This is a genomic window from Streptomyces sp. NPDC029139, from assembly GCF_055564335.1.
The window spans coordinates 604,986-623,567 of sequence record NZ_JBVHWN010000001.1; the positions used below are offsets into that span (position 1 = coordinate 604,986).

An 18,582-nucleotide genomic window follows, 5' to 3' on the forward strand; every position below is an offset into this window, starting at 1 on the left:
CCGCGCCGGCGGCCGGCCGCCTACTCCTGCCGGGCCGGCTCCCCGGCCTTCACGGCCTTCGGGTCCGGGGCCTCCTCGAAGGAGACCTTGCCCATGTGGCGGTTCATCGACTTCATCAGCATCCAGACGGCCACCGCCATCACGGCGAAGACGACGAAACCGAGGACGCCGGGGGTCACCTTGTTCTTGTCCAGCTCTTCGGCGGCGAAGGGGACAAGCTGGGTCAGTGCCAGGTGTGCGCTCATGTCAGGCATTGTCGCGGATGCCCGCGAAGAGGTCGTCCTCGGGGAGGGAGGTGGGCACCAGCGACTTGCTGAGCTCGTACTCCTCCGTCGGCCAGACCTCCTGCTGGATCTCCATCGGCACCCGGAACCAGCCGCCGTCCGGGTCGATCTGGGTGCGGTGGGCGATCAGGGCCTTGTCGCGGGTCTCGAAGAACTCGGCGCACGGGACGAACGTCGTCAGCTCGCGCTCCTTGCGCTGGAAGTCCTTCCAGCGCTCCAGCCACTCGCCGTACGGGGACTCCATGCCCCGGTCGAGGAGCGCCTGGTGCAGGGCTTCGGTGCGGGGGCGGTTGAAGCCCTGGTTGTAGTACAGCTTCTGCGGCTGGAAGGCCGGGCCGAACTCCGCCTCCGGGTACTTCTCCGTGTCCGCCGCCCCGTCGAAGGCCACCATCGTGATCTTGTGGGTCATGATGTGGTCGGGGTGGGGATAGCCGCCGTTCTCGTCGTAGGTCGTGATGACCTGCGGACGGAAGGAGCGGATCTTGCGGACCAGCGCGCCCGCCGCCGTGTCGACGTCCTCCAGCGCGAAGCAGCCCTCGGGCAGCGGCGGCAGCGGGTCGCCCTCCGGCAGGCCGGAGTCGACGAAGCCCAGCCACTCCTGCTGCACACCGAGGATCTCGCGGGCCTCGTCCATCTCTTTGCGGCGCACCTCGTGGATGTTCGCCTCGATGTAGGCGTCGCCCTGGAGCTTCGGGTTGAGGATGGAGCCGCGCTCGCCGCCCGTGCACGTGACCACGAGCACGTCCACCCCCTCGGACACATACTTGGCCATCGTCGCCGCGCCCTTGCTCGACTCGTCGTCGGGGTGGGCGTGAACGGCCATCAGTCGCAGCTGCTCAGTCAAGACTCGATCCTCAGTGATTCGACGCGGAGGCAGGTCTCTATAGTGACGGAACCGGGGGGCGGAAAATTCCGGGCTCCCCGGCGGCGAGAGGAACGATCATGAGCGCGGTGCGAGAGCAGCTGCCCGAGGGGCGCTACGGCCGCTCCGCGGACGAGCGCGCCGACCGCAAGCTCAAGGTCGCCGGCGCCGTGCTCGGTGTGCTGTTCCTCGGCATGATCGGCTGGTTCGGCTGGCACTACGTCGCGAACAGCGCCATCAGCGCCGAGATGATCAAGTTCGACGTGGTGAGCGACACCGAGGTGCAGGTGCACCTGGAGGTACGCAAGGACGTCGATGTCACCGGCGTCTGCACGCTGCGCTCGCGGTCCGAGGACGGGGCCGAGGTCGGCCGCAAGGACGTGCGGGTCGACGAGGCCACCGGCCGGATCGACCGGGTCTGGACGATCCGGACCACCGCGCGGGCCACCAGCGCCGAGCTCGTGGGGTGTACCGCCCGATAGCGGCGGGTAGGGACCCGGTGGCGGGTCTCCGGCGTGTCGAGCGCGATTGCCACGCTGACCAGGAGCGACGCCATCTTCATGGTGTATGTCCTCCCCCTTTTCGCCACTCATTGTTAGGCTCGTGGTTTCGCCCGCCCGAGAAGGACAATCCTTCTGGGTAGGGCGATGCTTTGTATTCCCAGTACCTACGAGGAGCACCTGTGACCCAGACCAGCGACAACGTCACCTGGCTCACCCAGGAGGCGTACAACCAGCTGAAGGCCGAGCTGGAGTACCTGTCTGGTCCCGCGCGAACCGAGATCGCCGCCAAGATCGCCGCGGCGCGCGAGGAGGGCGACCTGCGCGAGAACGGCGGGTACCACGCGGCCAAGGAGGAGCAGGGCAAGCAGGAGCTCCGGGTCCGCCAGCTGACCCAGCTGCTCGAGCACGCCAAGGTCGGCGAGGCTCCGGCGGACGAGGGCGTCGTCGCGCCCGGCATGGTCGTGACGATCGCCTTCGACGGTGACGAGGACGACACGATGACCTTCCTGCTCGCCTCGCGCGAGTACGCGAGCAGCGACATCGAGACGTACTCCCCGCAGTCGCCGCTCGGCACGGGCGTCAACGGCAAGAAGGCCGGCGAGGACGCCGAGTACGAGCTGCCGAACGGCAGGAAGGCCACGGTGAAGATCCTCAGCGCGACGCCGTACAGCGGCTGAGCCCGATTCGCCCTGGAAGGGCCGGGTCCCCTCGGGGGCCCGGCCCTTCCGCTGTGCGCGCCCATGTGATGATGCGCCTGACGTCACGTCACAAGGGGGATGACAAGCGTGCTGGGACCGCTGCGCGAGGGTGCGCCACGGCAGATCGGACCGTACGAGGTGCTCGCGCGGCTCGGCGCGGGCGGCATGGGCGAGGTGTTCCTGGGCCGGCTGCCCGGCGAGGGCTCCTTCGTGGCCCTGAAGACCGTGCGGCGGGACGTCGCGAACGATCCCGCCTTCCGTGACCGCTTCCGGCGCGAGATCAAGGTCGCCCGGCTGGTGCGGAGCGACTGGGCCACGGCCCCGGTGGGCGGCGACGCCGATGCCGAGGTGCCCTGGCTGGCGACGGCGTACGTGCCGGGGCCGAGCCTGTCCCAGGCGGTGCGGCGGGGCGGTCCGCTGCCGGTGGCGACCGTACGGCAGCTGGGCGCGGGGATCGCCCGCGCGCTGGCCGACCTGCATGCCGCGGGCGTCCTGCACCGTGACCTCAAGCCCGGCAACGTCATGCTGTCCGTGGACGGGCCGCGCCTGATCGACTTCGGCATCGCCCGCAGCACGGGCGCCACGACCATGACCGCGACCGGGGTGATGGTCGGCACCCCGTCCTTCATGTCGCCCGAGCACGTCGCGGGCGCGCGGACCGTGACGGGCGCGTCGGACGTGTTCTGCCTGGGCTCGCTGCTCTGTTACGCGGCGACCGGCGAGGACCCCTTCGGTGACGGGCCCGTGGCGGCCGTCCTCTACCGCGTCTCGCAGGCCGAGGCCGACCTGAGCCGGGTGCCGGAGGAGCTGCGGGAGGTGATCGGCGCGTGCCTGAGCGCCGACCCGGCGGCCCGGCCCGCGCCGGAACGGCTGGTGGAGCTGCTGGGCGGGGAGCGAAGGCCGGTATGGCCCGAGAGCGTGCGCGAGCACCTCGGGGAGTACGGCAGGGAGCTCGCGCAGCTGGTCGCCGCCGGGGGCCCGCTGGTCGCCGTCCCCGCGGCGGCGGTCGCTCCGCCGGGGGTGGACCAGCTCCCCACGCTGCCGCCTGTCGCACCGGCGCGGGCGGTGGCGCCGCGGAAGCGCCACCGGGGGCTGCTCGCGGGCGTGGTGGCCCTCGCGCTGGTGGGCGGCGGTCTGGGGACCTACCTGCTGTGGCCGGAGGGGACGCCGCCGGCGGACGCGAAGACGCCGTCGGCCGCCGCCGGACCCCGCGTCCCGGGCGTGGACGACCGGGGGCTGCCGGACGGGTCCGGGGTCGTACCGCAGAACGCCGCCCAGCGTCCCGCGGGATGGAAGCCGTGGCGGGCGAAGCTGACCGCGCCCGCGCTCGGCTGTTCGGCCGGGGAGTCGGTGCTGGTGTGCCGGACGGTCGACGGACGGTACGAGGCGCTGGACACGGCGACGGGCGCGCGGCTGTGGAGCGCGGACCTGGTGGCGGACGAGCGGGACTCCCTCAGCTATGTGGGGCCCACGGGCGGTGTCTTCATCGCCGGTGCGACGGCGCGCCCCGCCGTCCACGACACGGCGGTCGTCATCGCCTCCGGCGGCCGGATCCAGGTACGGGACGCGCGCACCGGCGCGGTGCGCTGGGAGAAGGAGGCGATGGGCGCTCAGGGGGTGTCCAGCCGGCCGATCGTCGCCGACGGCGTGGTCTTCGCCGCCACGAACACGGCCCCGGAGACCGATCTGGAGCATGTGGGCATGACGGCGTTCTCCCTCGCGGACGGCAGGGCGCTGTGGTCGAAGGCGCTGACCAACAACGACATCCCGCGCTCGGAGATCAAGGACTTCGAGCCCGTGGCGTACGCGAAGGGCGTCGTGTACGCCCTGACCGACGCGGGCCTCATCGCGTACGACGGGAAGACGGGCGCCGTCCGCGGGCAGGTCGAGCGCGAAGCGCAGGCGTGTGAACTGCTGAAGGTCCTCGGCCCGGCGGCGTACTGCGTCAGCACCCCGCATGTCGCCGACGCGCGGCAGGGGCTGCACCTCCTCGACGCCGTCACGCTCGCGCCGAGGGGCAGCCTGCCCTCCCCCGTCAGGACGCTGCGACCCGATGTGATCAGCGCGAACGCGGTCATCGGCTTCGACGGCGGGCTGCGGGTCCACGACCCGAAGGACGGCCGGCGGCTCGGCTCGTACACGGCGAAGGCCGCGCCCGCCGGTCTCGCGCAGGCGTGGTCGGCGCCGCTGCTGGCGGGCGACCGGGTGGTGTACGCCGACCAGTCCGCGCTCCACACCGTGCGGCTCGGTGCGGACGGCAGGCCCGCCGGGCTGAGGACGACGCCGGTGCCGGGTGCGCCGGGGCCCCGGGCGGAGAAGGAGGCCGACCCGATGAACGGGACGACGTTCGCGGACATGATCAGGGCGCCTGAGGTACTGCCCCTCGGCGGGATCGCCCACATCGTCTACGACCAGGGCGTCATCGCCTCCATGGAGCTTCCCCGGTAGCGAGAGCTTCCCTCCCAGCCAGCGAAAGGACGTCCCCGTGCTGGAAGCCCTGCCCTCCGGGCAGCCGCCGCGTCTCGTCGGCCCCTACCGGCTCCTCGCCCGACTTGGCGCGGGCGGCATGGGCGAGGTCCATCTCGCCTGCCGGGCGGACGCGCCGACGGCCGATCCGTACCGGATGGTCGCGGTGAAGACCGTCCGGGAGGACCTGGAGGTCGACGGGGACTTCCGGACCCGGTTCCGGCGCGAGATCACCGCGGCGCGGGCGGTGAACAGCCCGTACGCCGCGCTGCTCGTCGACGCCGACGCGGACGCGACCGTGCCGTGGCTGGCGACCGAGTACGTCCCCGGGCCGTCGCTCGCCGAGGCCGTCACCCGGGCCGGTGCGCTGCCCGTCCCGGCCGTACGGGCGCTGGGTGCGGCGCTCGCGCGGGCACTGGACTCGGTGCACGCGGCGAAGGTGCTCCACCGGGACCTCAAGCCGGCGAACGTGCTGCTGGGCGCGGCCGGTCCGAAGCTCATCGACTTCGGGATCGCGCAGGCCTTCGAGGCGACGGCGCTGACGTCGACGGGGCTCGTGGTGGGCTCGCCGGGGTTCATGTCGCCGGAGCATCTGATCGGCAGCCGGGCGGTCGTCCCGGCCTCGGACGTGTTCTGTCTGGGTGCGGTGCTCGCGTTCGCGGCGAGCGGGCGCGGGCCGTTCCACGACGACGAGATGGCCGCGATGATCTTCCGGATCAGCCGGGCGGATGCCGACCTCTCGGACGTGCCGGAGGAGCTGCGGCCGGTGGTGGAGCGGTGTCTGCGGCTCGACCCGGCCGAGCGGCCGTCGGCGGCGGAGCTGGTGGCCCTGCTCGGCTCCGGCGTGCCGGCGGCCTTTCCCTGGCCGGGCGGGGTGCTGTCGCTGCTGGCCGAGTACGGGGACTCCGCGCGCCGGATCGGTGAGGTGGCGGCCTCGGGCGCCGGCGTGGCGGACCTGCCGACGGTCGGCCCGGTGGTGCCGTACTCCCCCACGGCGGCGGGCTACCGGCCCGCCGAGCCGGATCCGGCGGCCCGGCGGCGTCGGCCGTGGGGGCGGATCGCGGCGGGCGCGGTGGCCGTGGCCGTTCTGGCGACGGTGGGTGTGGTGCTGCTCGACCGGACGGACGGGGAGGGCGGGGCGGGCGGTTCAGGCGGTTCGAGCGCTTCGACGGGCGGGGCGGGCGGGCCCACCGGCGCGGGCGCCGGGGCTCCGGCGACCCTCGACCACGTCGTCCTTCCGTACGGCGGCGAGGGCCACCCCGGTGACTTCGGCACGGCGGGCGCGGACCGCGCGGCCCGGCCGGCGGGCTGGTCGCCCTGGACGGCGCGGGTCGACGAGGACGTCCAGTCCTGCGCGCTCGCGCCCAAGGTCCTCGTCTGTGCCGGGGGCGGTGGTGCGGCGGTGGGTCTGCGCGCGGCGGACGGCAAGAAGCTGTGGTCGGAGCCGGGCCGGGAGACGCCCGGGGGTGGTGGCCTGCGTTCGACGGCCGGGTATCCGGCCGTCGTCGGCGACACCGCGTACATCACGGGCCCGGACGGGGTGACGGCGTACGGGATCGAGGACGGCGGGCAGCGGGGGAGGATCCCGGCGCCCGGGGGCGACTGGGCGGTGAAGGGCTCCGACCTGCACGACGGTGTCCTCTACTCCTCGTACGTCAACATGGCGGACGAGACCAGCGGGCTCGTCACGGCCGTCCGGCTCGACGGCAAGGGGGGCCGCGAGGGCGCGGAGCTGTGGCGGAGTGAGCTCGACGGCATCCCGGAGCAGCCGGTCGTCGCCGGGGGCCGGGTCTTCGTGCCGGTCGGCGTCACCACACCCGTGGCACTCGACGCCGGTACGGGCAAGGAGGTCGCCCGCGGCTCCGACGAGGTCCCGTGCGGGGAGATCGTCGCGCACGGCGCGAGCGTCCTCTGCTCGGCGACCCTGGACGGCGGGATCGCCGTGCTCGACGCCCGCACCCTGCGGCTGAAGCGGACCCTCGGCAAGGGTTTGAGGATCGCGGGCGGCCCGGTGGTGAACGGGGACGGGGTGGTGGCCGTCGTGGGCGGGGAGACCGGCGGGACGGTGGCCACCTACGACCTGGAGAGCGGGCGCGAGCGGTGGCGGACGGAGACGATGTTCTTCTACGAGGACCTGAGCCGGGTGTACTTCGTGGGCGACCGGGTGATGGCCGTCGGGAAGCACCAGGTGCACGTCGTCCCGGTGGCCGCGCCGCCGAAGCGGAGCGAGGACATCGAGGTGCTCGACGCCGGCCTCCCGGAGGGCGTCGACGAGGGCACCCTGACCTCCGCGGAGGCGCTGGCCGCCGGAGGGGCGGTGTTCCTGCCCTTCCCCGGCGGCCTGGTGGTGTCGGGATACCTGCCGTAGCGGAACGGTGCCACTACGCCGTCGCGGAGCGGTACTTCCGTACCGACAGCGTCCGGAAGACCACGATGATCAGGATCGACCAGAGGAGCGAGGCCCAGACCGGGTTCTGCATCGGCCACGCGTCCGACGTGGAGACGCCCGGGTTGCCGAACAGTTCGCGGCATGCCTGGACGGTGGCGCTGAACGGGTTCCACTCGGCGATGGGCTGCAGCCAGGACGGCATCTGGCTGGAGTCCACGAAGGCGTTCGAGATGAACGTGACCGGGAAGAGCCAGATCAGTCCGCCCGAGGTCGCCGCCTCCGGCGTGCGGACCGAGAGGCCGATGAGCGCGCCGATCCAGGAGAAGGCGTAGCCGAGCAGGAGGAGCAGGGCGAAGGCACCGAGCGCCTTCGGGACGCCCTCGTGGATGCGCCAGCCGACGAGGAGCCCGACGATCGCGAGGACGACGACCGTGAGGGCGGTCTGCACGAGGTCGGCCAGGGTGCGGCCGGTGAGGACCGCGCCGCGGGCCATCGGGAGGGAGCGGAAGCGGTCGATGAGGCCCTTGTGCATGTCGTCGGCGATGCCCGCGCCCGCGCCGGCCGTGGCGAAGGTGACCGTCTGGGCGAAGATGCCGGCCATCAGGAACTCGCGGTAGACCTCGGGAGAGGTCGAGCCGCCGATGGTCATGGAGCCGCCGAAGACGTAGCTGAACAGCACCACGAACATGATCGGCTGGATGAGTCCGAAGATGACCATCTCCGGGATCCGGGTCATCCGGATCAGGTTGCGCTTGGCGACGACGAGCGAGTCGCTGACGGACTGGGCGATTCCGCCGCGTGGCCTCGGGGCCCTGACGGCGTCGTTCACTGCGGTCACTTCGCCACCTCCTTCCCGCTTACGCGCCGCTGCGCCGCGCCGGCCGCCCCACCGTTGTCCTCCTCGGCCTCGGCCGCGTGGCCGGTCAGCGAGATGAACACGTCGTCGAGGGTGGGCCTGCGCAGACCGATGTCGTCGATCTCGACGCCGACGGTGTCCAGGTCACGGATGACCTCGGCGAGCAGCTTGGCGCCGCCGGCGACCGGAACGGTCAGCTTGCGGGTGTGGTTCTCGACGGAGACCTCGCCGTGGCCGATGCCCGCAAGCCCGTAGCGCGCGAGGACGTCACGGGCGGGGGCGATCATCTCCGGCTGGTGGACGACGACCTCGACGCGCTCGCCGCCCGTCTGGGCCTTGAGCTGGTCCGAGGTGCCGCGGGCGATGACCTTGCCCCGGTCGACGACGCAGATGTCGTGGGCGAGGTGGTCGGCCTCCTCCAGGTACTGGGTCGTCAGGAGCAGCGTCGTACCGCCCGCGACGAGCTCCTGGATGACCTCCCAGAGCGCCTGCCTGTTGCGCGGGTCGAGGCCGGTCGTCGGCTCGTCCATGAACATCACGGGTGGCGAGACGACGAGTGCGGCGGCGAGGTCGAGCCTGCGGCGCATGCCTCCGGAGTACGTCTTGGCGGGGCGGTCGGCCGCGTCCGCGAGGCTGAAGCGCTCCAGCAGCTCGCCCGCGCGGGCCTTCGCCCGCTTGGCGCTCATCTGGTAGAGCTGCCCGACCATCTGGAGGTTCTCGCGGCCCGTGAGGTACTCGTCGACGGCGGCGAACTGGCCGGAGAGGCCGATGGAACGCCGCACTTCGTTGGGGTGCTTGAGCACGTCGATCCCCGCGACGACGGCGCTTCCGCTGTCGGGCTGGAGCAGCGTGGTCAGCACGCGCACGGCGGTCGTCTTCCCCGCGCCGTTGGGGCCGAGCAGGCCCAGAACCGTGCCCTCGGGTACGTCGAGGTCGACGCCGTCCAGAGCTCGTACGTCGCCGAAGGTCTTCACCAGACCTTCGGCGTAGATCGCGCCTGGCATGTGGGTTCTCCCAGGGATTTGGGCGTTTTCCACCCAAGTTTAGGTTTGAACGGCAGTCGCCGCCCAGTGAATGTGTGACCCGGAGCACACCGTAACGCGATACATCGCGACAGACAAGAGGGCCGCTACGCCATCACCACGTACCCCGCGTCCCGCAGCGCCGCCTCGACCTCCCGGCAGTGCTCCTGGCCCTTCGTCTCCAGGTGCAGCTCCACCTCCACCTCCGTGAGGCCGAGCCGCGGATCGGTCCGCACATGGCCCACGTCGAGGACGTTCGCGTCGACCGTCGACAGCACCCCGAGCAGGTTCGCCAACACCCCCGGCCGGTCCGTCACCCGCAGCCGCAGGCTCAGATAGCGGCCCCCGGCCGCCATGCCGTGGCGCAGGATCCGCTGCATCAGCAGGGGATCCACGTTCCCGCCTGACAGGACCGCGACCACCGGGCCGGCATACGCCTCGGGATCGCTCAGCAGCGCGGCCACCGGACTCGCGCCTGCCGGTTCGACCACCAGCTTCGCCCGCTCCAGGCAGAGCAGCAGCGCCGAGGAGAGCGCGTCCTCGGAGACCGTACGGATCTCGTCCGCGTACTCCCGGACGATCGCGAACGGCACGTCGCCCGGGCGCCCCACCTTGATCCCGTCGGCCATCGTCGCGGGCGCGTCGATCGCGACCGGGTGCCCGGCGGCCAGCGAGGGCGGGTACGCGGCCGCGCCCTCGGCCTGCACGCCGATCACCTTCACGTCCGGGCGGAGCGACTTCACCGCGAGCCCGATGCCGGCCAGCAGACCGCCGCCGCCGACACCCACGAGGATCGTGCGGACCTCCGGGCACTGCTCCAGGATCTCCAGGCCGACCGTGCCCTGACCGGCGATGATGTCCGGGTGGTCGAAGGGGTGGATAAAGACCGCGCCCGTCTCCGCCGCGTACTCCTCCGCCGCCGCCAGCGTCTCGTCGACGACCTGGCCGTGCAGCCGCACGTCGGCGCCGTAGTCCCGGGTCGCCGCGACCTTCGGCAGTGGGGCGCCGACCGGCATGAACACCGTGGAGCGCACACCGAGGAGCGCGGAGGCCAGCGCGACCCCCTGCGCGTGGTTCCCCGCCGAGGCGGCGACGACCCCGGCCGCCCGCTGCTCCGGCCTCAGCCCGGAGATCCGTACGTACGCACCACGCAGCTTGAACGAACCGGTCCGCTGCAGGTTCTCGCACTTGAGGTGGACCGGGGCCCCCACCAGCGAGGACAGATACCGGCTGCCCTCCATCGCGGTCACTCTGGCCACCCCGGAGAGCATCTTCTGCGCCCCGCGCACGTCGTCGAGGATCAGATGGTGCAAGGGGTAAGGCCCACGGAAGCTCATGACAGCAAGTCTCGCAGCTCACGGGCCCCGTGGCCGCCTGGGCGAGAGCCCCCGCATCGGGTTTGCGCAGCGCCGGTACGGACCCACGCAGGTCCGCGTACTCTGTCCCCCACCAACCGACCACCGCACGAGAGAGCCCCCACAGCCATGCCCACATCTCAGGACATGACGACTGAGCTTGACCCCGGTCTCCTCGATGCCCTCCAGCACCAGGTGGCCGTCTTCGCCCGCCGGGCCGAGCAGACCCGTCTCGGCGGCACGGGACAGCTCCGCAACTCGATGGACCGCGCCGCGTACCTGCTCCTGAACCGGCTCGACCAGGAAGGCCCGATGGGCGTGAAGGCGCTGGCGGCGGGCATGGGCATCGACTCGTCCACGGTCACCCGCCAGGTGGCCCCGCTCGTCGACACCGGCCTGGTCAAGCGCACTTCGCACCCCGAGGACGGGCGCGCGGTCGTGCTCCAGCTCTCCCAGCGCGGGCTCGCCCGCCTCGAGGAGGTCCGCGCCTCCCGCCGCGAGCTGATGGCGCAGGTGACGGACGGCTGGACGGCGGCCGAGCGCGAGTCGTTCTGCACGCTGCTCACCCGCTTCAACTCGGCCCTGTCCGCGCGTCAGTCGGGCCTGCCGCCCGCCGCCGACACGGAGTCCACCGCAACCTCTTGACCCGGGCCCCGCCCTGTCCTCATATGAGGACGTGCGAGATCTACGGGGCGGCCCAGGGGACGGCCACGGAGGCGAACAGCGGCGCACGACCCGGCAGTTCGAGGCGTTCGTGGCCGGGGCGGCGCCGCGGCTGCTGCATGCCGCGACCCTGCTCACCGCCGAGACCCGGGCCCGCAACCCCCGCGCCCAGGCACTGCTGACCGCCTCCCTCGCCCACACCTACGCCCAGTGGAACCGGCTGCGCGGCGAGGATCCGTACGACCGCACCCGCGCCGACCTCGCCGCCCGCTTCGCCCGCACCGCCTGGCGCCACCACCGCGGCCGGGGCGGTGTGCTCTCCGCGCTCACCCCGCAGGAACGTCTCGTCGTGGTGCTCCGGCTGTACGAGGGCGTGGCCGAGGAACAGACCGCGGCCCTGCTCGGGCTGCCCGAGGAGCGGGTCCGGGCCCTGTGCGCCCGCTCGGTCTCCGCCCTGCGGGACCGCCGGGACCCGCGGGACGGGCACCACCGGCCGGGAGAGGTGGCCTCGTGAACCGCCACGGGCGCAAGGAGGACGAGGTCCGGCGGATGCTGGAGAGCCCGGCCCCGCAGGTCCCCGTCGACCTGGCCGCCCGCGCCGTCGCACGCGGCACCCGGCTGCTGCACCGCGACCGGGCGCTGCGCCGTGCGCTGTGGGTGCTGCTGACCGCGGCCGCGCTGGCCTTCGCGGTGTGGGCGTCGATCGCCGAGCCCTGGCACGTCCCGCCGGAGACCACGCCACCGCTCGAAGGCTGGTGAGTCCGGACCTAGGCTGGAGACAGCGGGACCCACTCCGAGCCGAGGAGGCCGTCATGACCAGGAAGGTCGCCGACTGCCGCAAGGCGCCCAGCGTGATGGGCTGCACACTCACCATCAGCGGTGAGGAGGAGGAAGTCGTCAAGGCCGCGACGGAACACGCGATCTCGGTGCACGGCCACTCGGACAGTCCCGAGCTGCGCAAGATGGTCGTCGAATCGCTGGAGGACGAGAAGGTCAACGCCTGAGCGTCCGCCACGCTCGGCGTCCCCTCCGACGTGAACGCGGGCGCCCTCGGCGAGAGCGCCCGCGCCGTACGAGCGGGTCCGGTGCCCGGCGCACCGGCCGGCCCCGTTCCCGACGACTTCCCGGTCCCGTCGTACCGTCGACTGGTCCCGTTCCCGTCGTACCGTCGACTGGTCCCGTTCCCGCCGTACCGACTAGCCCAGCGCCTGGCGCAGGTCCGTCAGCAGGTCGTCGATGTTCTCGATGCCCACCGAGAGCCGGACCAGGTCCGCCGGGACCTCCAGGGCCGAACCCGCCACGCTCGCGTGCGTCATCCGGCCCGGGTGCTCGATCAGCGACTCCACACCGCCCAGCGACTCGCCCAGCGTGAACAGCTTCGCGCGGTTGCAGACCTCGACGGCCGCCTCCTCGCCGCCCTCCACACGGAACGAGATCATCCCGCCGAACGCCTTCATCTGCTTGGCGGCGATCTCGTGCCCCGGGTGCTCCGGCAGCCCCGGGTACAGGACCTGGGTGACCTTCGGGTGCTGGGTCAGCATCTCGGCGACCTTGGTCGCGTTCTCGCTGTGCCGGTCCATGCGGACGGCGAGCGTCTTGATGCCGCGCAGCACGATCCAGGAGTCGAAGGGACCGGCGACCGCGCCCATCGCGTTCTGGTGGTACGCCAGTTCCTCGCCGAGCGCCTCGTCCGCCGTCACCAGCGCACCGCCGACGACGTCCGAGTGGCCGCCCATGTACTTGGTCAGCGAGTGCACGACGACGTCCGCGCCGAGCGACAGCGGCTGCTGGAGGTAGGGGGAGGCGAAGGTGTTGTCGACGACCAGCTTCGCGCCCGCCGTGCGGGCCACGTCCGCGACCGCCGCGATGTCGGTGATGCCGAGCAGCGGGTTCGACGGCGTCTCGACCCAGATCACCTTCGTACGGTCGTTGACCGCGGCGCGCACGGACTCGACGTCGGAGGTGTCCGCGACCGAGAAGTCCACGCCCCAGCGCTGGACCACCTTGGCGAAGAGTCGGAAGGTGCCGCCGTAGGCGTCGTTCGGGACGACGACGTGGTCGCCGGGGGCCAGCAGCGTCCGCAGCAGGCAGTCCTCGGCGGCGAGACCGGAGGCGAAGGCGAGGCCGCGCCGGCCGCCCTCCAGGGCCGCGAGGTTCTCCTCCAGGGCCGTGCGGGTGGGGTTGGCGCTCCGGCTGTACTCGTAACCGCCGCGCAGCCCACCGACGCCGTCCTGCTTGTAGGTGGACACCTGGTAGATGGGCGGGACGACCGCGCCGGTCAGCGGGTCGGCCGTGTTGCCCGCGTGGATGGCGCGGGTCTCGAAGCTCTGGTGCGTGTGCTCGTCGCTCATGAGGCAGGAGCGTAGTCCTGAGCACGGCTTACCGCCGCCCATCGTCTCACCGGGTGTCTCAGCCCGTGGCGCACGGACCGCCGGGGTCCTCGCCGGGAGGCGAGTCGGGGAGGGACGGGCGGCGGGGCCGCGCGGGCCGTCCTGGACAATGGACGCATGGAGATTCTCTGGTTCCTGCTCGCGATGGGGCTGCTGTTCGCGGTCCTCGCTCCGTATCTGAGGCGCCGCCGCGGCGGAATCCATCAGGTGGCGCCCGGCTCGCCGGACGCCGCGGACCCCGAGGCGTACGGCTTCCTGCGCCAGGAGGAGCAGGACGTACGGATGCCGGGACCGGACGCCGACCTGCTCGACGTCCTCGACGTGGTCCAGGCGACGCAGGACTGGCGGGCGGCCTCCCAGCTCCTCGCCGGCACGGAGAAGGAGGGCGAGGTCCGCTGGCAGCGCGTCCAGGCGTTCGCGGGCGCGGCCTCCCTGGAGCTCCAGCAGCAGCCCGGCGTCGGAGGCGCGTGGCTGCGCGCCTGGCGCGCCGACTCGCCCAAGGACCCCGGCGGGGCCGCCGTGCACGCCGAGTTCCTGGTGCAGCAGGCGTGGCGGTCCTCCGCGGCCGGTACCGACGACTTCCGGATCATCCTCGAAGAGGCGAAGAAGGTGAGCGAGGAGGCGGCGCTGCTCGCCCCCGGCGACCCCGTCCCGTACATCGTGCAGCTCGCCGTCGCCCGCGGACTCGGGTACAGCCACGAGGAGTTCGACCAGGTCTGGGCGAAGATCATCGACCGCGCCCCGCAGCACATGGGCGCGCACCTGGCCGCCCTGCACTACTGGTGCGAGAAGTGGCACGGCTCGCGCGAGGACGCCGACCGCTTCGCGACGGCGGCCGCGGCCCGGGCGCCGCAGGGCTCGCTGCTCGCCGCGCTGCCGCTGTTCGCGGTCTACGAGCACCTGCCCGAGGTCGTCCTCGTCCAGGACTTCTTCGGGACCGAGGTGGTGCGCCGGGCGATGGAGGGCGCGCTGTACGCCGTCCACTCGGCCCGTCCCGACAACCCGATGCTCGCCCACGTACGGCACCTGCTCGTGCTCTTCCTGGTGCGCGCCGAGCGCTGGTCCGAGGCGATGCACCAGCTCGTGCGCGTGGACGGCCACGTCGGCGCGCTGCCGTGGACGCTGAACGCGGACCCGGCCGCGGAGTACACGGTGTACCGGAACCTGGCGGTGGCCGGGTACGAGGCGAACGGCGGAAGCCCGGCGACCCTGCCCCGGTAGCGGAAGCCTGGCGGGCCCGCCCCGGGTAACGGAACCCGGCGGGCGGCCCCGGCCCTGGAACGGGAGCCCGGCGGCCCCGGCGGGCGGCCCTGCCCCGGCAGCGGGAGCCCGGCGGCCCCGGCGGGCGGCCCTGCCCCGGCAGCGGGAGCCCGGCGACCCTGCCCCGGTAACGGATCGGGCGGAGGAGCGCAGGTGGGGCGGCCTTTACCGGTGGACGGCACACACGTGGATGGGTGATACTCCGCTTCCCCCCACAGCCCGAACGATCACCTTTCTCCGTGGGGGAACTCTGCCCAATGGGCGCTTCTCTGCGCGCGCTGCGCGCCCTCGTGCTGCTTGCCGGCTTCTATCTCCTCGGCCTCGGCGTGCTGGTCGTGCTCGGTCTCATCGACTGGGCGGCCACGCTCTGGACCCCCGGTCCCTGGGCGCTCAAGTTCTACGTCGTCACCGCCGTGCTGGCGATCCCCGTCGTGCGCGGCATGCTCATGCTGCGCACCCCCCTGGACGAGATCACCACGAGCGTCCTCGTCACCGAGGCGGACGAGCCGAGGCTCTGGCGGACCGTACGGGAGCTGGCCGAGCGGGTCGGGACCCGGGCACCGGACGAGATCCGGCTGACCGGTGAGGTCAACGCCGCCGTCAGCGAGGACTCCCGGCTCCTCGGTCTGCTGGGCGGCCGGCGCCGCCTCTACCTGGGCCTTCCCCTCATGGCAGGGCTCTCCGAGGCCCAGTTGCGGGCCGTCCTCGCCCACGAGTTCGGGCACTTCGTCCACGCCGACACCCGACTCTCCGGCATCACCGCCCGCGGCCGCGTCCAGGTCGCGCGGACCGTCGCGCACTTCGAGGAGAAGGCGGGCGGGAAGGTCGCCAAGGAGCGGGCGCGGCAGGAGAAGAAGGCCGCCAAGCGGCTCGCCAAGGGCAAGAAGGCGCACGCGATCGACACGACCGGCGTGGGGTTCACCTTCCGCACGATGGCGCGGATCTACACGGCCTACGGACGGTTCTCCCTGCGGGCCACCCAGGCCGACTCGCGCCGCCAGGAGCTGGCCGCCGACCTCGCGGCGGCCCGTATCGCCGGGCGGGACGCGACCGCGTCCGCGCTGCGCGAGATCGCCGTCGTGGAGGCGGCCCACGGCTTCTTCCTCGATTCCTACGCGACGATGGGAGCCGAGTTCGGCCTGCTGCCCCCGCGTGGTGAGGTGATCGGCGGCGTACGGCACCTGCTCGCCGCGCGCTCGGAGGAGCTGGACGACCTGCGGTACGACCTGCCGACGCGGCCGGCCTCCCCGTACGACTCCCACCCGCCCATGGCCGAACGGGTCGCCCTCCTCGAAGCCCTGCCCGACGACGGCGGCGGCGCGCGGCCGTCCGGCCCCTCGCTCACGCTGCTCGTCTCGCCGGAACGTTCCCTCACCGCCGTGGAGGACGTCTCGCTGACGGCGGACGCGCTGCACATGCGGCGGGTGGAGTGGGCGGAGCTGGTCCATGAGGCGATGACCGCGCATTCCGTTCACGAGTCGGAGCCGGTGCGGCGCGCGACGGCCGAGGCGACCGGCGCGGTGGCGGACACGGCGACCGGCACGGCAACCGGCGCGGTGGGCGAGGGCGCCGCGCCCTCGGCACGGCCCGCGCTGGACGCGCTGCTCGACGCGATCGACGCCGGCAAGGCTTGGGCGATCACCGACCGGCTCCCGAAGTCCGAGCAAGCGGGCGCCGCGACCGGCCGCGCCGCCCGTGAGTTCGCCCGGCCGGTGCTGCGGCGGGGCCTGTCCCAGCTGGTGACGGACGCGCTGACCGAGGACGGCCGGGCGCGCTGGGAGCTGTCGTGGGCGGCTCCGGCGAGCCTGCGGCTGCCGCCCGGCTACGAGGCCGAACTCCCGGCGGCCCTGGACGCGGCGGTCGCGGACCGCCCGGACACCGCTCCCCTCCGCCTGCTTCTGCACACCCCGTAAGAAACACAGGTCCTCATCGTGATCATCCTCTGGATCATCCTGACCCCCCTCGTCCTGGGCGTGCTGGCCCTCGGGCTGTACTTCCTCAAGGCCATCGTCCAAGGCACCATCGAGGGCATGCGCGAGGGCCGGAACTACGATCCGGACGCCGAGGCCGCCGCCGAGGAGACGGCCGCACGCGTCGCGGCCCTGGGGCTGCTGCCTCCCGAGCGCCAGAACACCGAACTGCCCGCGCCGCTGCAGCCCGCGCTCGTCGTGGCCATGGCGGCGGCCAGGGCCGGTGACTGGCAGCCCGCCGCCGACCTCCTGGACGGGACGGCCGCCCGGCGCGAGTGGGAGCTGCGCACCCACTTCTGCGAGCAGCTGGCCCACGTGGCCGCAGACGACGACACCTGGCTGCTGACGTGGGAGGCCGCCCGCCCCGACGACGCGGGGGCGGCCCTTCTGCGGGCACGCAGCACCGTCATCCTGGCCTGGAAGGTGCGGGGAGCGAAGCGCGCGCAGTACACCACCCAGGAACAGTTCCAGGGCTTCCGCAGCACCCTGCTCCGCTCGATCGACGAGCACACGCGCGCCGAGGCGCTGGCGCCCGAGGACGACCCGGCTCCGTACGTGGGCCGGATCTGGACGGCGCTCGGCCTCGGTCTCCCGCACGAGGAGATGCACGGCGTCTGGAAGGAGATCACCCACCGCGCCCCGCACCACTACGAGGCCACGTTCTCGGCGCTGCAGTACTGGTGCGCGAAGTGGCGCGGTTCCGAGGAGCTCGCCCGCGCCTTCGCCGTGCGGGCGGCGGCCGGCGCCCCGGCCGGGACGCTGATGTCGGTGTTCCCGCTGATCGCCCACTTCGAGCACGACGACTCGGACACGGCCGACGTCGACCGCACCCCCGAGATGTACGCGACGGTCGACGCGGTCCTCGCGGACGTGGCCGCGGCCGATCCGGACCATCCGCGGCTGCCCGAGGTGCGGCACCTGCTGGCGTACTACCTGTACCTGCAGGACCGCTGGGACGAGGCGCTGGAGCAGTTCCGCCTGGTGGACGGCCACGCGGGCGCGTTCCTGCCGTGGCGCCACCGGGGCAACGCGGCGGAGGAGTTCTGCCGGATGCGCGACGAGTGCGTGGCCAACGGTTCGGGCACCTGAGCACCACCGGGGCCGGGAGCGGAATCCCCTCCTGCCCCCGGGCGTTCTTACAACGCCCACCGTCGAGGAGATGCCGCATGTTCCTGTCACGCACCCCTGTCCTCCCCACGCCCGAGCAGGCGCTGAAGGGCCGCTCCGAGCCCGAGTTCACGGTGCCCGAGCGCCACACCGTGCTCGGCAACCCGCTGCTCGGCCCGTACCCCGAGGGCCTCGAGGTCGCGGACTTCGGTCTCGGCTGCTTCTGGGGCGCCGAGCGCAAGTTCTGGCAGACCGAGGGCGTCTGGACGACCCTCGTCGGCTACCAGGGCGGCCTCACGCCGAACCCGGCATACGAAGAGGTCTGCTCCGGCCTCACCGGCCACACCGAGGCCGTCCGGGTCGTCTTCGACCCGCGGCGGGTCTCGTACGAGGAGCTGCTCAAGCTCTTCTGGGAGTCGCACGACCCGACCCAGGGCTTCCGCCAGGGCAACGACGTCGGCACCCAGTACCGCTCCGCGGTCTATACCCACTCCCCCGCCCAGGCCGAGGCGGCCGAAGCCTCCCGGGCCGCGTACCAGAAGGTCCTGACGGGCTCCGGCTACGCCACGATCACCACGGAGATCCTCCCGGCCGAGGGCCGCCCGTTCTACCCGGCGGAGGGTTACCACCAGCAGTACCTGGACAAGAACCCGGCCGGCTACTGCGGCATCGGCGGTACGGGCGTCTCCTGCCCGATCGGCGTCGCGAAGGCCGACTAGGGCTCCTGCGAAAGTCCCGCCTCGGCCCGCGACGCCCG

The 18,582-nt window shown here is 72.8% G+C and carries 18 protein-coding genes; 12 read left to right on the forward strand and 6 right to left on the reverse strand.

Annotation, left to right across the window (positions count from 1 at the left end; all coding sequences use genetic code 11):
* Nucleotides 1-20 precede the first annotated feature (20 nt).
* The gene (locus ACZ4VW_RS02695; protein ID WP_467957650.1) at nucleotides 21-254 is read right to left on the reverse strand and encodes a hypothetical protein; all 234 of its coding nucleotides are present in this window, start codon (nucleotides 252-254) and stop codon (nucleotides 21-23) included.
* Nucleotides 247-1,128, reverse strand: a complete 882-nt coding sequence (gene mca / locus ACZ4VW_RS02700; protein ID WP_467957652.1) for a mycothiol conjugate amidase Mca — start codon at nucleotides 1,126-1,128, stop codon at nucleotides 247-249. The genes ACZ4VW_RS02695 and mca overlap by 8 nt, the downstream gene beginning before the upstream one ends.
* A 98-nt stretch (nucleotides 1,129-1,226) precedes the next feature.
* Here mca and ACZ4VW_RS02705 point away from each other — a divergent pair, with 98 nt between their 5' ends.
* The 4 genes from ACZ4VW_RS02705 (at nucleotide 1,227) to ACZ4VW_RS02720 (ending at nucleotide 7,181) form a co-directional block, all read left to right on the forward strand.
* Nucleotides 1,227-1,628 (forward strand): DUF4307 domain-containing protein, encoded by a 402-nt coding sequence (locus ACZ4VW_RS02705; protein WP_467957654.1) that lies wholly within the window; start codon nucleotides 1,227-1,229, stop codon nucleotides 1,626-1,628.
* Nucleotides 1,629-1,828: 200 nt separating this feature from the next.
* A complete protein-coding gene (greA, locus tag ACZ4VW_RS02710) occupies nucleotides 1,829-2,326 on the forward strand; it encodes a transcription elongation factor GreA (protein WP_467957656.1) in 498 nt (165 codons plus the stop codon).
* A gap of 99 nt (nucleotides 2,327-2,425) precedes the next feature.
* Complete coding sequence (locus ACZ4VW_RS02715; protein ID WP_467957658.1) at nucleotides 2,426-4,795, forward strand: protein kinase domain-containing protein; 2,370 nt, start codon at nucleotides 2,426-2,428, stop codon at nucleotides 4,793-4,795.
* A 37-nt stretch (nucleotides 4,796-4,832) separates the two neighbouring features.
* On the forward strand, nucleotides 4,833-7,181 hold the full coding sequence (locus ACZ4VW_RS02720; protein ID WP_467957660.1) for a protein kinase domain-containing protein: 2,349 nt from the start codon (nucleotides 4,833-4,835) through the stop codon (nucleotides 7,179-7,181).
* A 13-nt stretch (nucleotides 7,182-7,194) separates the two neighbouring features.
* On the opposite strand, the gene ACZ4VW_RS02725 is transcribed toward ACZ4VW_RS02720, so the two are convergent.
* From ACZ4VW_RS02725 to ilvA, 3 genes are all read right to left on the reverse strand, one after another.
* The gene (locus ACZ4VW_RS02725) at nucleotides 7,195-8,040 is read right to left on the reverse strand and encodes an ABC transporter permease (RefSeq protein WP_467957662.1); all 846 of its coding nucleotides are present in this window, start codon (nucleotides 8,038-8,040) and stop codon (nucleotides 7,195-7,197) included.
* Nucleotides 8,037-9,062: an ATP-binding cassette domain-containing protein gene (locus tag ACZ4VW_RS02730; RefSeq protein ID WP_467957664.1), complete on the reverse strand. Its 1,026-nt coding sequence runs from the start codon at nucleotides 9,060-9,062 to the stop codon at nucleotides 8,037-8,039. The genes ACZ4VW_RS02725 and ACZ4VW_RS02730 overlap by 4 nt, the downstream gene beginning before the upstream one ends.
* Before the next feature lie 125 nt (nucleotides 9,063-9,187).
* Nucleotides 9,188-10,417: a threonine ammonia-lyase gene (ilvA, locus tag ACZ4VW_RS02735; RefSeq protein WP_467957666.1), complete on the reverse strand. Its 1,230-nt coding sequence runs from the start codon at nucleotides 10,415-10,417 to the stop codon at nucleotides 9,188-9,190.
* 147 nt (nucleotides 10,418-10,564) lie between these two features.
* Between ilvA and ACZ4VW_RS02740 the strand changes: the two genes are divergently transcribed.
* The 4 genes from ACZ4VW_RS02740 to ACZ4VW_RS02755 are packed head-to-tail and all read left to right on the forward strand — an operon-like array spanning nucleotide 10,565 to nucleotide 12,102.
* A complete protein-coding gene (locus ACZ4VW_RS02740; protein WP_467957668.1) occupies nucleotides 10,565-11,080 on the forward strand; it encodes a MarR family winged helix-turn-helix transcriptional regulator in 516 nt (171 codons plus the stop codon).
* A 31-nt stretch (nucleotides 11,081-11,111) separates the two neighbouring features.
* The gene (locus ACZ4VW_RS02745; protein ID WP_467957670.1) at nucleotides 11,112-11,612 is read left to right on the forward strand and encodes a sigma factor-like helix-turn-helix DNA-binding protein; all 501 of its coding nucleotides are present in this window, start codon (nucleotides 11,112-11,114) and stop codon (nucleotides 11,610-11,612) included.
* Nucleotides 11,609-11,857, forward strand: a complete 249-nt coding sequence (locus tag ACZ4VW_RS02750; protein WP_467957672.1) for a hypothetical protein — start codon at nucleotides 11,609-11,611, stop codon at nucleotides 11,855-11,857. The genes ACZ4VW_RS02745 and ACZ4VW_RS02750 overlap by 4 nt, the downstream gene beginning before the upstream one ends.
* A gap of 53 nt (nucleotides 11,858-11,910) precedes the next feature.
* Entirely contained in the window at nucleotides 11,911-12,102 is a 192-nt protein-coding gene (locus ACZ4VW_RS02755) for a DUF1059 domain-containing protein (protein ID WP_467957674.1), read from the forward strand.
* Between the two features lie 192 nt (nucleotides 12,103-12,294).
* Here ACZ4VW_RS02755 and ACZ4VW_RS02760 read toward each other — a convergent pair whose 3' ends face one another.
* A complete protein-coding gene (locus tag ACZ4VW_RS02760; RefSeq protein ID WP_467957676.1) occupies nucleotides 12,295-13,449 on the reverse strand; it encodes a cystathionine gamma-synthase in 1,155 nt (384 codons plus the stop codon).
* A 156-nt stretch (nucleotides 13,450-13,605) separates the two neighbouring features.
* Here ACZ4VW_RS02760 and ACZ4VW_RS02765 point away from each other — a divergent pair, with 156 nt between their 5' ends.
* The 4 genes from ACZ4VW_RS02765 (at nucleotide 13,606) to msrA (ending at nucleotide 18,544) form a co-directional block, all read left to right on the forward strand.
* Complete coding sequence (locus ACZ4VW_RS02765; protein ID WP_467957678.1) at nucleotides 13,606-14,709, forward strand: hypothetical protein; 1,104 nt, start codon at nucleotides 13,606-13,608, stop codon at nucleotides 14,707-14,709.
* Nucleotides 14,710-15,005: 296 nt separating this feature from the next.
* Entirely contained in the window at nucleotides 15,006-16,661 is a 1,656-nt protein-coding gene (locus tag ACZ4VW_RS02770) for a M48 family metallopeptidase (RefSeq protein ID WP_467957680.1), read from the forward strand.
* A 15-nt stretch (nucleotides 16,662-16,676) separates the two neighbouring features.
* Complete coding sequence (locus tag ACZ4VW_RS02775) at nucleotides 16,677-17,807, forward strand: hypothetical protein (RefSeq protein ID WP_467958151.1); 1,131 nt, start codon at nucleotides 16,677-16,679, stop codon at nucleotides 17,805-17,807.
* Nucleotides 17,808-17,884: 77 nt separating this feature from the next.
* Complete coding sequence (gene msrA / locus ACZ4VW_RS02780; protein ID WP_467957683.1) at nucleotides 17,885-18,544, forward strand: peptide-methionine (S)-S-oxide reductase MsrA; 660 nt, start codon at nucleotides 17,885-17,887, stop codon at nucleotides 18,542-18,544.
* The last annotated feature ends 38 nt before the right edge of the window (nucleotides 18,545-18,582 follow it).

What these genes read in the sequence shown, in the direction of transcription:
- ACZ4VW_RS02740 (WP_467957668.1), top strand. Translation starts at nt 10,565, where the DNA reads ATGCCCACATCTCAGGACATGACGACTGAGCTTGACCCCGGTCTCCTC.
- ACZ4VW_RS02695 (WP_467957650.1), bottom strand. Translation starts at nt 254, where the DNA reads ATGCCTGACATGAGCGCACACCTGGCACTGACCCAGCTTGTCCCCTTC.
- ACZ4VW_RS02755 (WP_467957674.1), top strand. Translation starts at nt 11,911, where the DNA reads ATGACCAGGAAGGTCGCCGACTGCCGCAAGGCGCCCAGCGTGATGGGC.
- msrA (WP_467957683.1), top strand. Translation starts at nt 17,885, where the DNA reads ATGTTCCTGTCACGCACCCCTGTCCTCCCCACGCCCGAGCAGGCGCTG.
- ACZ4VW_RS02760 (WP_467957676.1), bottom strand. Translation starts at nt 13,449, where the DNA reads ATGAGCGACGAGCACACGCACCAGAGCTTCGAGACCCGCGCCATCCAC.
- ilvA (WP_467957666.1), bottom strand. Translation starts at nt 10,417, where the DNA reads ATGAGCTTCCGTGGGCCTTACCCCTTGCACCATCTGATCCTCGACGAC.
- ACZ4VW_RS02765 (WP_467957678.1), top strand. Translation starts at nt 13,606, where the DNA reads ATGGAGATTCTCTGGTTCCTGCTCGCGATGGGGCTGCTGTTCGCGGTC.
- ACZ4VW_RS02770 (WP_467957680.1), top strand. Translation starts at nt 15,006, where the DNA reads ATGGGCGCTTCTCTGCGCGCGCTGCGCGCCCTCGTGCTGCTTGCCGGC.
- ACZ4VW_RS02705 (WP_467957654.1), top strand. Translation starts at nt 1,227, where the DNA reads ATGAGCGCGGTGCGAGAGCAGCTGCCCGAGGGGCGCTACGGCCGCTCC.
- ACZ4VW_RS02715 (WP_467957658.1), top strand. Translation starts at nt 2,426, where the DNA reads ATGACAAGCGTGCTGGGACCGCTGCGCGAGGGTGCGCCACGGCAGATC.
- ACZ4VW_RS02730 (WP_467957664.1), bottom strand. Translation starts at nt 9,062, where the DNA reads ATGCCAGGCGCGATCTACGCCGAAGGTCTGGTGAAGACCTTCGGCGAC.